The following is an 11,863-nucleotide window of genomic DNA, read 5'->3' on the forward strand; positions in this document are numbered from 1 at the left end:
ACTATTTGGCATGCGGTTTGCGCCGGTTTTGCAAGTCTCCTACAATCGTCGCTCCCAACCTGTACAACCCACAGAAGGCAAGAACAATGGAACACACGCTCCCCCCGCTGCCGTACGCCCAAGACGCTCTGGCGCCGCACATCTCCAAGGAAACGCTGGAGTTCCACTACGGCAAGCACCACCAGACCTACGTCACGAATCTGAACAACTTGATCAAGGGCACCGAGTTCGAGAACCTGAGCCTCGAAGACATCGTCAAGAAGTCCTCGGGCGGTGTGTTCAACAACGCCGCACAGGTCTGGAACCACACGTTCTACTGGAACGGCCTGAAGCCGCAAGGCGGCGGCGCTCCGACCGGCGCGCTGGCTGACGCCATCAACGCCAAGTGGGGCAGCTTCGACAAGTTCAAGGAAGAGTTCACGAAGACGGCCATCGGCACCTTCGGTTCGGGCTGGGCCTGGCTGGTGAAGAAGGCCGACGGCTCGCTGGATCTGGTGTCGACCTCGAACGCCGCCACGCCGCTGACGACCGACGCCAAGCCGCTGCTGACCTGCGACGTGTGGGAACACGCCTACTACATCGACTACCGCAACGCCCGTCCGAAGTACGTCGAGGCGTTCTGGAACCTGGTCAACTGGGACTTCGTTGCGAAGAACTTCGCCTAAGGCGAATCGCTCCGGCGACCCAAGAAAAAACCTCCGCACAAGCGGAGGTTTTTTTATGCGCGCACGCTGCCGAGCATGTCGTGCAACTCGTGGCTCATCATCGCCAGAAAGACGACCAGGCCGATGTAATACACCGTGTAGGTCAGGCGCGATTCGTTCGAGATGCTGTAGTACGCGCGGTTTTCGGGCGCATGCGGGTCGTAACGCCAAGCCTTCATCAACTGCGGCACCGCAAGCACCGCAATCAGGATCAGGATCGGACTCGGTCGCCAGATGAACAGCGCCACCAGCACCGGCACCCCCAGAAACCAGATGCGCGGCGACAGCACCGCCGTAATCCGTCCACCGTCAAACGGTGAGAGCGGGATCAGGTTGAACAGGTTGAGGAAGCAGCCGGCGTAGGCCAGCGCCAGCAGCAACTGGCTGTCGGTGTAGCGCGCAAGCCCGTAGCAAAGCATCGCGCCGACCGTGCCGGCGACGGGGCCAGCCAAGCCGATGTGGGCTTCGGTTTCGACATCCATCGGCTGCTCTTTCAGGTCGATCCATGCGCCCACGAACGGGATGAAGGTGGGCGCCCCCACGGCCAGCCCGCGTTGGCGTGCCGCCATGAAGTGGCCCATCTCGTGGATGAACAGCAGCACCACGAAGCCCACCGCATAGCGCCAGCCGAACACGAAGGCATAGGCGGCCACCGACAGCAGCATCGTGCCGCCGGTGGTCAGCAGCTTGCCGAACTTCAGCCCTGAAAACAGCAGGATCAGCAGCTTGGCCACGGCTTATGCGCTCGGCTTGCGCTTGAAGAACTTCGCGATGGCCGCGCCAAAGCCTGCCACCGCCAGGATCGCCACCTTCGCAAACTTGGCCAGGAACGCAGCCATCACGGCAAACAGGCCCAGCTTCTTGGCGGCGATGCCACCCACCAGCGCTGCCAGCCCGTACTCGGCCACCTTGTCGGTCTTCGCGTTGAAGTCGGTGTACCGCTTGCCATCTTTGAAATCGAGATCGGCGAGCAGCTTCTGCACGGCGGGCTTGTCGGCGTCGACATGGTCGCGGCCGGTGATCAGGTTCAGGCTGATGTAGCCGTCGCGGCCCAGTGCGTAGGTGTTGTAGTTGACCGCGCCGGGGTCATCTGCCGGCTGGCCCTTGGAGCGTGCAGCCATCGACCAGATGAGGCGGTGCGTGGCGGCGTCATAGTGCGGACGCTCGACCCAGCCCTGGATTTCCAGTGCGGGGATGCCGCGCTTCTCGCGATCTTCGTTGGCGGCGGCGGTGCCTTCCTTGAGCGATTTGTACAGATCGTCGACGTTCCAGTCGCGGGCGTCATCGTCCTTGATGTAGCCCGAGGCCTCGTACTTGGCGACGACCATCCATTCGTCTTCGTCGCTGGTGGGCATGACCAGGCCCAGCATGTCGGGGTTGTTGCTGTTGCCCATGGCGTGCATGAGCTGCCCGGCGGCCGGCTGCGGAATGAAGACCTTATCCTTGCCGATCTTGAGCGTGGCCTGGTCACGCAGTTCGATCGAGGTGGGGCCCACCTTCGCGGCAGCCTTGGCTGCAGCCCAGGCTTGCTTCATTTCCTGCTGCGGATCGCTGGCCGGTTGCGCGTGGGCTGACGTAGCGCCCATCATGCCCATCGCACCTAGCACCGCCGTGCAGGCGAGTGCGCCCGCCCAGGTGCGCAACGCGCCCTGAAACCCCTTTCCCATGTGCTTCTCCCGAAGATGTTCTTGTGTGTTGATTGGCTCGATTCTTCTCATGCTTGCGCAGCCGCCAGGCGGTCTGCAAGCTGGGCCGAAGCATAGCGGGAGCGGGGAGTTGAGCTGTTAATGGGCGTTAATGAAGCCGTGAGGATTACGGTTGAAGGCCCATCTGCCGCAGCAGCGTCTGGTTGTCTTCCAGGTGCCAGTTTTCTGCGATCTTGCCGTCGGCAATGCGATACAGGTCGAAGGCCTGGAAGTCGATCGGCTGGTTCTGCCCGTGCGCGCGGCCGAACTCTCCGGTGAAGTGTCCGCGAAAGCGCAGGTGAACCGAAACGCGGTCGCCGGCAACGACCATGTCTTCGATTTCCACGCGCATGTCGGGCACGGCGGTGCGGAACGCCTTGGACGCATCGAGCGGGCCTTGCGTGCCCTGCACGCGCCCGGCGGGCAATGTGCGGTCGACAAATGCGGGCGACAGGGCCTGCGTGGCATAGCGAGCATCGCCGGTATGCCAGAAGGTGGCGTAGCGACGTGCGGCCAGCACGGCGGCTGCAGCCTGCGGCGTGTCAGGCGCAGCGACGTGGTCCGCGCGGATGAGATCAGCATCGGAGGTTGACGCAATGGCTGCGGGTGCCATTGCGAGGACGGGCAGCGTCAGCACGGCGGCGGCGAGCAAGGCGGGGCGGATGAGCATGGTGGACTCCGTTGGTTGTGAAGCGCTGCACTGTAGATTTCCAATCGCAGACGATAAAGGCCCTGTGAGTCGATCTGGTTTCAATCCAGATTTGATGATCGATCGCCATGCCGGTCGCCTGCGCGAACGCAATGCCGCGCACGTGATAGTCGGTATCGCGCGCCATACGGCATTCAAATGGTCCGCGCCGCGCCGGGTTTTTCTAGACTGGCCCTTCATCGAACAGACGCATAAAAAACAAGGGAGGGGACGGTGGATCTGAGCCACATCCTGTCGCGCACGGAGCGCGGCACGCAGGAGCTGCAGGCGCGCAGTGGGCACCTAACGCATCGGCAGCGGGCGATCCTGCTGCTCGTCAATGGCGAACGCTGCGCGGCGGACATCCTGGCGCAGTTGAGCAGTGCCGGCCCCGATATCGAGGACCGCGCCCAAGACCTCGCGCGCCTGATCGCCGAGGGTCATGTCGCAAGCCGCGCGCCAATCAAGACGGTGTCCATGCTCAAGCCGCCGCTCCAGCCTGCGCCTGCCAAGCCATTTGCGCCGCGCCACGTGCGGCAGGCCTCGATTGCCGACTGGCGCCTGAGCCAGGCGGGGGCATTCTCGGCCTTGCAACGCTATCTCGCCGAAGGTCCGGAAGCGCCGACCGACTTTCTCAACGGCCTGGCCGCACCGCTGTACGCCGCGCTCGCGACCTGCCGCAGCGAGGCATCCGCCCACGCCGTCGTCGCGTTTCTGGAGGCGCGCCTGGACGAGGAAGCCTGGAATGTGACCGACGCGTCCTAGGTGTTAATACCGAATTCGTGATTCATTCCCGGTGGATGGGAATGTTGCGTTGATCTATTGAGAAAATCGTCGCATTCTCCGTCGCAACATCACTCGACGGAGTTTCGCGATGACCGAGCCGGGCTTGGCCCCTTCGCCAGCACAATCCGCTGCCGCTACCAGCGGTTCGGACCGCGTGCTGATGGTGCTCGCGACCATCGCGCGCCACGGCCGCCCGGTTGCAGCGCGCGAGCTGGTCGAACTGACCGGCCTGCCGCAGAGCACGCTGTACCGCCAGGTGGCGATGCTCAAGCGATGGGGCTTTGTGCTGGAATCGGCTGGCACCTATGCTCCGGGCCCGATCAGCCTGCAACTCGCACTCGGTTTCGACCACGCTTCGCATCTTGTGCAGGAAGCGCGCATCGGCATGGCCAAACTCGTGGCCGAGTCGGGCGAATCGGTGGGGCTGGTCGTGGCCGTGAAGGACCAGGCCGTCTGCCTGGAGATGGTCGAGAGCCAGCAATCGCTGCGCTGCTCATTCGAGAAGGGGCGCGGCGTGCCCCTCCTGGCCGGCGCCTCTGCCAAGTCATTGCTCGCGTTCATGCCGCCTGCTGCCGCGCGCGCCATCCTCGCCGACTTACTGGCCGTCGATACCGACACCCAGGCGCAACTGCAAACCGAACTCGCTGACATTCGCGCCGCGGGCTATGCGCTGTCCGAAGGCGAGGTCGATCCCGGCGTTTGGGGCGTGAGCGTGCCGGTGTTCCGGCTGCCCGGCCACGCACTCGGCTCCATCACGTTGATGGCGCCGGCAACGCGCGTGCGCGGCAAGGAGCAGCGCCTGATCGACATGACCGTTGCGGCGGCTGCGTCCATTTCTGCGCGGCTGCAGGACATTTGAATTTTTGATTTTTCCGACTCTTTTTTCTCACCCCACATGCATCACACAAGGAGACCACTCATGGGGAATCGTCGTCACTTCATGCGTTCGATGCTGGCTTGTGCCGTGGCGTTGTCCGCTGCGGCGTCTTTCGCAACCGCTGCGCACGCTGCTGGCGAGCCACTGCGCGTGGCCACCGACGCCACCTTCGCACCGATGGAGTTTGTCGAAAACGGCAAGCGCACCGGCTTTGATGTAGACATGATCGAAGCGCTGGCCCGCACCATGGGCCGTCAGGTCGAGTGGACCGACATCGACTTCAAGGGCCTCGTCCCGGGCCTGATATCGCGCCGCTTTGACGTGGCCATCTCGGGCATCTACATCACGGAAGAGCGCAAGAAGGTGGTCGACTTCACGGTGCCGTACTACCACGGCGGTCTGGTCGCGATGGTCAAGCAAGGCAACACGGCCATCAAGACGCCGGCGGATCTGAACGGCAAGAAGGTCAGCGTGCAGGTGGGCACCAAGTCGGTCAACTACCTGCGCGAGAACTACCCCAAGGTCGAACGCGTGGAGGTCGAGAAGAACGAGCAGATGTTCAACCTCGTCGAGATCGGCCGCGCCGATGCTGCTGTCACGGGCCGCCCCGCAGCCGCGTACTACGTGAAGGCACGTCCGGGTCTGCGCCTGGTTGAGCCCGCGCTGACGACGGAGGAATACGGCATCGCCGTGCGCCGCGACCAGCCGGAGCTGACCAAGGCACTGAACGCCGCGCTGGAGAAGATCAAAGCCGACGGCACATACGACCAGATCGTCAAGAAGTGGTTTGGCGCCACCGCCAAGTAACGACCGACGGACACACTGATGGAACTGGATTTTTCTCCTGTCTGGGCCGGCTGGCACGACATTCTGCGCGGTGCGCTCGTGACCGTTGAGGTGACGGCCGCCGCGCTGGTGCTCGGCTGCGTGCTTGGCTTGCTGATCGGCATCGGGCGGCTGAACCCGCGCCGCCGATTCATCTACGGCATCTGCACGGTGTACGTGACGTTCATCCGTGGCACGCCGCTGCTGGTGCAGCTCTTCCTGCTGTTTTTCGGGCTGCCGCAGTTCGACATCCTGCTGCCGGCATTCGTGTGCGGCGTGCTGGGGCTGGGCGTGTATTCGGGCGCCTATGTGTCGGAAATCGTGCGCGGTGCGATCCAGTCGGTGGATCGCGGGCAGATGGAGGCGGCACGCTCGATCGGCATGTCGTCGGCGCAGTCGATGCGCGCGATCATCCTGCCGCAGGCCGTGGTGCGGATGATCCCGCCGCTGGGCAACGAGTTCATCGCGCTGATCAAGAACTCGGCGCTGGTGTCGCTGCTCACGATCCACGACCTGATGCACGAAGGGCAGAAGATCATCAGCGTGTCGTATCGCTCGCTGGAGGTGTATCTGGCGATTGCGCTGGTGTACCTGGTGCTGACGAGCGCCGCCAGCTATCTGCTGCATCGCCTTGAACGCAACATCCGTGCGGGAGGCATGGTGCAATGAACATGACGAATGCGAACCCGCAAACACTCAAGTCCGCGCTGGATGTCCCCATGATCCAGATCCGCGGGCTCACCAAATCGTATGGCGATCACACCGTGCTCAAGGGCATCGACTTTGACGTCGACGCCTCACAGGTGGTGGTCGTCATCGGCCCCAGCGGCTCGGGTAAGAGCACGTTCCTGCGTTGCTGTAACGGGCTGGAAACCGCAGAAGGCGGCACCATCGACATCTGCGGCAAGCGCCTGATCGACAACGGCAAGTTGCTGCCCGATGGCGAGTTGAATCAGCTGCGGCAGCAGGTCGGCATGGTGTTCCAGTCGTTCAACCTGTTTCCGCATCTTTCGGTACTGCACAACGTCACCGTTGGCCCGCGCATGCTGAGTGGCAAGTCCAAGCACGAAGCTGAGACCGAAGCGCGCGAGCTGCTGCAGAAAGTGGGCCTGGCGCACAAGGCTGACGCGATGCCTGCCAGCCTCTCAGGCGGACAGAAGCAGCGCGTGGCCATTGCCCGTGCGCTGGCGATGCGGCCCAAGGTGATGCTGTTCGACGAGCCGACATCTGCGCTCGACCCGGAACTCGTTGGCGAAGTGCTGCAGGTGATGAAGGTGCTTGCCAAGGAAGGCATGACGATGCTCGTGGTCACGCACGAGATGGGCTTCGCACGCGAAGTGGCCGACGTGGTGGTGGTGATGGACGGCGGCGGCATCGTCGAAGCTGGCCCGCCGTCGGTCATCTTTGGCGAGCCCAAGGAAGCGCGCACGCGTTCGTTCCTGCAAGCGGTGCTGACACGCGCATGACGATGACCGAAGCTGCTACGTTCGATGCTTCCATCTGGCAGGGGCGTGACGACACCGGCGAACGCGGTGACGTGACGCGCCTGTTCCAGATCGTGCAAGCGGCTGATGCGACAACGTTGTCTGGCGTGCCCGCGCTGGTCGGGTTTGCGTGCGACGCGGGCGTGGTGCGCAACCACGGCCGCGCCGGTGCTGCGCAGGGCCCGCGCGAAATCCGCCGTGCATTGGCCAATGTTCCCGCGCATGGGCTGTCGGTGCTCGCCGACGCGGGAGATGTCACGTGTGAAGACGGCGATCTGGAACGCGCGCAGGCCGCGCTTGGCGGCACCGTGTGCAAGCTGCTCGATGCCGGTGCGCAGCCGGTCGTGCTCGGTGGGGGACACGAGGTGGCGTTCGGCACCTACCAGGGCCTGCGTCAGCATTGGCAGAAACAAGGCTGGAGGGGGCGTCTTGCGGTCGTCAATTTCGATGCGCATTTCGACCTGCGCACAAGCCGCCCGGGCAACTCCGGCACGCCGTTCGACCAGATCGCAGAAGACTGCGCCGCACACAGCGTCGACCTCACGTATTGCTGCCTCGGTGTGAGCCGCTTGTCGAACACGCCCGCGCTGTTCGAGCGCGCCGATGCACTGCACGCGCACTACGTAGAAGACACCGACGTGCAGGAGCGGCACCTCGATGCCCGCATGGCCGACCTCGATGCATGGCTGGCCGATGCCGATCACGTCTACCTGACCATCGACATGGATGTGCTGGCCGCCGCCGTGGCGCCGGGGGTGTCTGCACCTGCGGCCTACGGAATCACGCTGCCAGTGCTCGAAGCCCTCGTGCAGCATGTCTGCGCCACCGGCAAGGTGCGCGTCGCGGACATCGCCGAGACCAATCCCGAATACGACCAGGACCGTCGCACCCTGCGCGTGGCGGCGCGTCTGGCCTATCACCTGTTGCGCCGCTCATGAAGCTGATTCCTGCAGATGCAATGCGCCGCATGCCGTGGAAGAACGGCGGCGGCGTCACGACCGAAATCGCCATCGCGCCGGCTGGCGCCACGCTCGACAATTTCGACTGGCGCGTGAGCACCGCGCAGGTGGATGCGGCCGGGCCGTTCTCGCGCTTTGCCGGTATTGACCGATCGCTTGCGGTGATTGCGGGCGGCCGGCTGACGATGCATCGTGCCGACTTCGAAGCCGTGATGCTGGCCCCTGGTGAAGCGCCGGTGCGCTTTCCCGGGGAAGCGGACGTGCATGCCACGCTCGATGCGCCGCTGTCGGATTTCAACGTGATGACGCGGCGCGACGCCTGGGCGCATCACGCCGAGGCGATTACCCTGGCTGCCGGCGAGCGCCGCGCGCTGCCGCGCTTGCATCCGCGCATGCAATGGCTGGTGTATTGCGTGCACGGCGGGCTGTCGATCGGCGCGGGCGAAGTACCACAGGGCGCGGCTGCATGGCTGGATGCCGAGGGCGATCCGGACACCGTTGTCGCGCGTGTCGGTTCGGTCGGTTATCTGGTGGGTGTGTGGCCGGTCGCATGACGTTGCGCCAGATCAAACGCACCAAAAGAAAAGGGACCCGGTAGGGTCCCTTGCAAGTCTCCCGGCCCGGCACGCATGCCGGGCTCGGCAGAAGACTCTTACTTCTTCTTGTTCACGGCGTCCTTGAAGCCCTTGCCAGCCGTGAACTTCACGGTCTTGGTTGCCGGGATCTTGATGGCTTCGCCGGTGCGCGGGTTGCGGCCCGTGCGTGCTGCACGCTTGCCCGACGAGAACGAACCGAAGCCAACCAGCGTGATGGTGCCGCCCTTGGCGACGGTCTTCTTGATGTTTTCCAGCGCGGAGTTCAGCGCGCGCTCGGCGGCGGCGTTGCTCAGTTCAGCGTCTTTCGCAATGGCGGCTACGAGTTCGGATTTGGTCGTCATGTCAGTTCCCCACTTCAGGTTTGTTGGACAGCGTTGTACTGCGACCCGTTTTATATCACCGTTGCGAAGGGTTGCACATCCCCTAACTGCAAGGGTTTGCGGGCCGTTGCTTGCAGCCGACACTTGTCCCGCCTGGGTTTGCGGGCGGGTATCCGGGAAACACCTGATATCGACGGGGTTTGTTTGCATTTCCGCAAGCGTCCTTCTTGCCGAAAACGCACCGAAAGCGCGCAGGCGGCGCTGCCGAAAACCGGTTCGGCAGACGCCGTACACTGTGTTTCTGGGCCCGTGCAAACTTCATGGAGAACATCATGTCGAGTTCGCAAATGCCTGTCGGACAAGGCTTCGCGGCCGGCGGCGAATCGCCGGAGCAACCCCGCGGACCGGCCGTTCTGGTGGCCGGCGCCAACGGGCTGGTGGGCCGCGCGGTGGTGCGTCGTCTGGTTGCGCAGCCCTGGGCGGGCAGCGTCACGGCGTTTGTACGGCGGCGCGCGGCCTTGACAGCGGGGCAGGCAGCACCCGGTCGATTGCGCGAATGCGTGGTCGATTTTGAACGCCTGGATGCGCCCGAAACGCAGTCTGCGTTTGCCGCCGATATCGTGATCTGCGCGCTTGGCACGACGATCCGGAAGGCTGGCTCGCAGGGAGCATTCCGGCGCGTTGATGTCGAGTATCCGGTCGAATTGGCGCGGCGCGCGTTTGCTGCGGGTGCGCATCATTTTTTGCTGGTGAGCGCGTTGGGCGCCGATGCGCACTCGCGGGTTTTCTACAACCGCTGCAAGGGCGAGGTGGAAGCGGAAATCCTGTCGGTCGGCTTTCCGTCCGTGACGGTGGTTCGGCCGTCATTGCTGCTCGGCGCGCGCGCAGAATTTCGGCTCGGTGAACGCGCTGCGCAAGGCGTGTCGCATGCAATCGGATGGATGATTCCGAAGACATGGCGACCGGTGTCGGCGGAATCGGTGGCGGCAGCGCTCGTCATGGCGGCGCGCGTGGATGCGCCGGGCGTGCGTGTACTGGAAAACGCAGCGTTGCTGGGCGCAAAAGACGAACGGCCGGTGGGGTGATCCACCGGCCGTTTTCGCTCGTGTTTCGCGCGGGGTCTACTTCAAGCGATTACTTTTCGATCGGCTTGCCCGTGCGGTCGTGCATCAGCGACAGCGCAAGCACGCTGATGATCGCCGCGGCCATCACGTAGTACGACGGTGCCAGCTTGCTGCCAGAACTGGCAATCAACCATGTCACGATCAGCGGAGCAAAACCACCGAAGATCGTGACCGCCAGGTTGTACGAAATCGACAGGCCGGTCGAGCGCACCGCCGTCGGGAATTGCTCGGCCAGCACGGCCGGAGCCGGGCCCGTGAATGCCGCCAGCAACACACCCAGGATCACCTGCACCTGCAGCAGGGTCTGCACCGTCGGGTTGACGTTGAGCCAGTGGAAGAGCGGATACGCCGCAGCTGCAATGACGAGTGCCACCGTGCCCAGCATGCGCTTGCGCCCGATGCGGTCGGACAGCGTGCCCATGAGCGGGCACAGCACGAAGATGATCGCGCCGCACAGCGCCGTCGACTGGAACGTCGCGCCCAGCGGCAGACCGAGCTGTTGCTTCGCATACGTCGGCATGTAGAACACCAGCGTGTAGGTGCAGACCGTCCAGAGAATCGTCACACCCAGGCCGCCGAGCACTTCGCGCGGATGATCGCGCAGCACTTGCGACAGCGGTGCCAGACGCGACTCCTTCGCGGCCTTTTCCTTCTGCGCTGCGAACGCGGGCGGCTCGTGCAGGTGCGAGCGGATGTACATGCCGACCGGCCCGATCAGCAGACCGAACAGGAACGGAATGCGCCAGCCCCATGCATCGATCTGTTCGGGCGACAGACTATTCGTGACGATCGCACCCATGGCGGCGCCCAGGATGAACGAGATGCCCTGGCTCGCCTGCTGCCAGCTCGCGAAGTAGCCGCGCCTGTTGTCCGGTGAATACTCGATCAGGAACGCCGTGGCTCCACCGACTTCACCGCCGGCCGAGAAGCCCTGGATGAGCCGCGCGATCACGATGAGGATAGGTGCGCCGATGCCGATTTGCGCGTATGTGGGGGCGAGGCCGATGATGGCCGTGCCGATCGCCATCAGCATGATGGTGAGCGTGAGTGCGGCCTTGCGGCCCACGCGGTCAGCGTAGATGCCGAGCACGACGGCGCCGACCGGGCGCATGAAGAAGCCCACGCCAAACGTGGCGACGGTCAGCATGAACGAGGTGAAGTCGTTGCCGGTGGGGAAGAACAGCTTGGCGATGATGACGGCGAAGAAACTGTAAACCGTAAAGTCGAACCATTCGAGGCCATTGCCGATCGTGGCGGCGATGATGGCCTTGCGTCGGGTGGCCGCAGAGATGGCCGGTGCCGCTGCCCGATCGCCGTGGGTGGGCGCTGCCGTGGCTTGCATGGATGTGTCCTCCAGTGTTTTATGGGCATCGCCTGCCTCGATCTCTCCCCAGCGCGGGCGGCGAAGCGGTCATGGTAAGTGATCCGGCAAGGATTCGCTGCGGCGGCATACGAAGTCCTTGGAATTGAAGCAGCCGAACACTGTCGAACGCATATGCACATGCATCCAACGGAGCACATCATGGACCGCGCATCGCAACTTGGCCGCCGTGCCGCCATCCTGCCGGGCGCGCTGGTCGCGTGCGCGGTCGTCTTGCTGGGCGGCTGCGTGGTCGCCCCGTATTACGACGCCTACCGCAACCCGATCGCCCCGATGGCCGTGGCGCCGGCGCCAGCGGCTGCGTATCCGTACGATCCCTATTACTACTATGGGCCGGCCTATTACCCAGCGCCGGTTTACGCGGCGCCGGTGTTCGGCAGCGTGTGGATTGGCGGGGGCGGCTGCTGGGGGTGCCATCGCGGTTGGGGTGGCCG

The 11,863-nt window shown here is 64.2% G+C and carries 16 protein-coding genes; 11 read left to right on the top strand and 5 right to left on the bottom strand.

Annotation, left to right across the window (positions count from 1 at the left end; all coding sequences use genetic code 11):
* The first annotated feature begins 86 nt into the window (after positions 1-86).
* Positions 87-665: a superoxide dismutase [Fe] gene (gene sodB, locus ACU8YE_RS17590; RefSeq protein ID WP_009241368.1), complete on the top strand. Its 579-nt coding sequence runs from the start codon at positions 87-89 to the stop codon at positions 663-665.
* Positions 666-718: 53 nt separating this feature from the next.
* Here sodB and ACU8YE_RS17595 read toward each other — a convergent pair whose 3' ends face one another.
* From ACU8YE_RS17595 to ACU8YE_RS17605, 3 genes are all read right to left on the bottom strand, one after another.
* Positions 719-1,438: a site-2 protease family protein gene (locus ACU8YE_RS17595; protein ID WP_112183829.1), complete on the bottom strand. Its 720-nt coding sequence runs from the start codon at positions 1,436-1,438 to the stop codon at positions 719-721.
* Between the two features lie 3 nt (positions 1,439-1,441).
* Positions 1,442-2,371 carry a DUF2167 domain-containing protein gene (locus tag ACU8YE_RS17600; RefSeq protein WP_446929261.1) on the bottom strand — a complete coding sequence of 310 codons (930 nt, stop codon included), beginning with the start codon at positions 2,369-2,371 and terminating at the stop codon, positions 1,442-1,444.
* A 145-nt stretch (positions 2,372-2,516) separates the two neighbouring features.
* Positions 2,517-3,059, bottom strand: a complete 543-nt coding sequence (locus tag ACU8YE_RS17605) for an ester cyclase (RefSeq protein ID WP_316870088.1) — start codon at positions 3,057-3,059, stop codon at positions 2,517-2,519.
* Positions 3,060-3,153: 94 nt separating this feature from the next.
* On the opposite strand from ACU8YE_RS17605, the gene ACU8YE_RS17610 reads away from it, so the two are divergent.
* The 8 genes from ACU8YE_RS17610 (at position 3,154) to ACU8YE_RS17645 (ending at position 8,562) form a co-directional block, all read left to right on the top strand.
* Positions 3,154-3,321, top strand: a complete 168-nt coding sequence (locus ACU8YE_RS17610; RefSeq protein WP_232040856.1) for a hypothetical protein — start codon at positions 3,154-3,156, stop codon at positions 3,319-3,321.
* Positions 3,312-3,842 carry a hypothetical protein gene (locus ACU8YE_RS17615; RefSeq protein ID WP_446929262.1) on the top strand — a complete coding sequence of 177 codons (531 nt, stop codon included), beginning with the start codon at positions 3,312-3,314 and terminating at the stop codon, positions 3,840-3,842. Before ACU8YE_RS17610 ends, ACU8YE_RS17615 begins: the two co-directional genes overlap by 10 nt.
* Positions 3,843-3,951: 109 nt before the next feature.
* Positions 3,952-4,722 (top strand): IclR family transcriptional regulator, encoded by a 771-nt coding sequence (locus ACU8YE_RS17620; RefSeq protein WP_260802065.1) that lies wholly within the window; start codon positions 3,952-3,954, stop codon positions 4,720-4,722.
* A gap of 60 nt (positions 4,723-4,782) precedes the next feature.
* Positions 4,783-5,547 carry a glutamine ABC transporter substrate-binding protein gene (locus ACU8YE_RS17625; protein WP_446929263.1) on the top strand — a complete coding sequence of 255 codons (765 nt, stop codon included), beginning with the start codon at positions 4,783-4,785 and terminating at the stop codon, positions 5,545-5,547.
* An 18-nt stretch (positions 5,548-5,565) separates the two neighbouring features.
* Positions 5,566-6,234, top strand: a complete 669-nt coding sequence (locus tag ACU8YE_RS17630; protein WP_012762742.1) for an amino acid ABC transporter permease — start codon at positions 5,566-5,568, stop codon at positions 6,232-6,234.
* Positions 6,231-7,031 carry an amino acid ABC transporter ATP-binding protein gene (locus ACU8YE_RS17635; protein ID WP_316878698.1) on the top strand — a complete coding sequence of 267 codons (801 nt, stop codon included), beginning with the start codon at positions 6,231-6,233 and terminating at the stop codon, positions 7,029-7,031. Before ACU8YE_RS17630 ends, ACU8YE_RS17635 begins: the two co-directional genes overlap by 4 nt.
* A gap of 2 nt (positions 7,032-7,033) precedes the next feature.
* Entirely contained in the window at positions 7,034-7,987 is a 954-nt protein-coding gene (gene hutG / locus ACU8YE_RS17640) for a formimidoylglutamase (RefSeq protein ID WP_446929271.1), read from the top strand.
* Positions 7,984-8,562, top strand: coding sequence for a HutD/Ves family protein (locus tag ACU8YE_RS17645; protein ID WP_446929264.1), 579 nt, complete (start codon positions 7,984-7,986; stop codon positions 8,560-8,562). The genes hutG and ACU8YE_RS17645 overlap by 4 nt, the downstream gene beginning before the upstream one ends.
* Before the next feature lie 98 nt (positions 8,563-8,660).
* On the opposite strand, the gene ACU8YE_RS17650 is transcribed toward ACU8YE_RS17645, so the two are convergent.
* Positions 8,661-8,945: an HU family DNA-binding protein gene (locus tag ACU8YE_RS17650; protein ID WP_003272088.1), complete on the bottom strand. Its 285-nt coding sequence runs from the start codon at positions 8,943-8,945 to the stop codon at positions 8,661-8,663.
* Between the two features lie 311 nt (positions 8,946-9,256).
* Here ACU8YE_RS17650 and ACU8YE_RS17655 point away from each other — a divergent pair, with 311 nt between their 5' ends.
* A complete protein-coding gene (locus tag ACU8YE_RS17655; RefSeq protein ID WP_446929265.1) occupies positions 9,257-10,009 on the top strand; it encodes an oxidoreductase in 753 nt (250 codons plus the stop codon).
* 49 nt (positions 10,010-10,058) lie between these two features.
* Here ACU8YE_RS17655 and ACU8YE_RS17660 read toward each other — a convergent pair whose 3' ends face one another.
* Positions 10,059-11,390 carry an MFS transporter gene (locus ACU8YE_RS17660; RefSeq protein WP_446929266.1) on the bottom strand — a complete coding sequence of 444 codons (1,332 nt, stop codon included), beginning with the start codon at positions 11,388-11,390 and terminating at the stop codon, positions 10,059-10,061.
* Between the two features lie 180 nt (positions 11,391-11,570).
* Here ACU8YE_RS17660 and ACU8YE_RS17665 point away from each other — a divergent pair.
* On the top strand, positions 11,571-11,863 hold a 293-nt coding region (locus ACU8YE_RS17665), incomplete at its 3' end, for a hypothetical protein (protein WP_446929267.1).

This window comes from Ralstonia sp. VS2407, from assembly GCF_052950655.1.

Excerpts from the sequence above, each read along its gene's own strand:
- sodB (WP_009241368.1), top strand. The coding sequence starts at position 87 with ATGGAACACACGCTCCCCCCGCTGCCGTACGCCCAAGACGCTCTGGCG.
- ACU8YE_RS17600 (WP_446929261.1), bottom strand. The coding sequence starts at position 2,371 with ATGGGAAAGGGGTTTCAGGGCGCGTTGCGCACCTGGGCGGGCGCACTC.
- ACU8YE_RS17605 (WP_316870088.1), bottom strand. The coding sequence starts at position 3,059 with ATGCTCATCCGCCCCGCCTTGCTCGCCGCCGCCGTGCTGACGCTGCCC.
- ACU8YE_RS17610 (WP_232040856.1), top strand. The coding sequence starts at position 3,154 with ATGATCGATCGCCATGCCGGTCGCCTGCGCGAACGCAATGCCGCGCAC.
- ACU8YE_RS17620 (WP_260802065.1), top strand. The coding sequence starts at position 3,952 with ATGACCGAGCCGGGCTTGGCCCCTTCGCCAGCACAATCCGCTGCCGCT.
- ACU8YE_RS17625 (WP_446929263.1), top strand. The coding sequence starts at position 4,783 with ATGGGGAATCGTCGTCACTTCATGCGTTCGATGCTGGCTTGTGCCGTG.
- ACU8YE_RS17630 (WP_012762742.1), top strand. The coding sequence starts at position 5,566 with ATGGAACTGGATTTTTCTCCTGTCTGGGCCGGCTGGCACGACATTCTG.
- ACU8YE_RS17635 (WP_316878698.1), top strand. The coding sequence starts at position 6,231 with ATGAACATGACGAATGCGAACCCGCAAACACTCAAGTCCGCGCTGGAT.
- hutG (WP_446929271.1), top strand. The coding sequence starts at position 7,034 with ATGACCGAAGCTGCTACGTTCGATGCTTCCATCTGGCAGGGGCGTGAC.
- ACU8YE_RS17645 (WP_446929264.1), top strand. The coding sequence starts at position 7,984 with ATGAAGCTGATTCCTGCAGATGCAATGCGCCGCATGCCGTGGAAGAAC.
- ACU8YE_RS17650 (WP_003272088.1), bottom strand. The coding sequence starts at position 8,945 with ATGACGACCAAATCCGAACTCGTAGCCGCCATTGCGAAAGACGCTGAA.
- ACU8YE_RS17655 (WP_446929265.1), top strand. The coding sequence starts at position 9,257 with ATGTCGAGTTCGCAAATGCCTGTCGGACAAGGCTTCGCGGCCGGCGGC.
- ACU8YE_RS17660 (WP_446929266.1), bottom strand. The coding sequence starts at position 11,390 with ATGCAAGCCACGGCAGCGCCCACCCACGGCGATCGGGCAGCGGCACCG.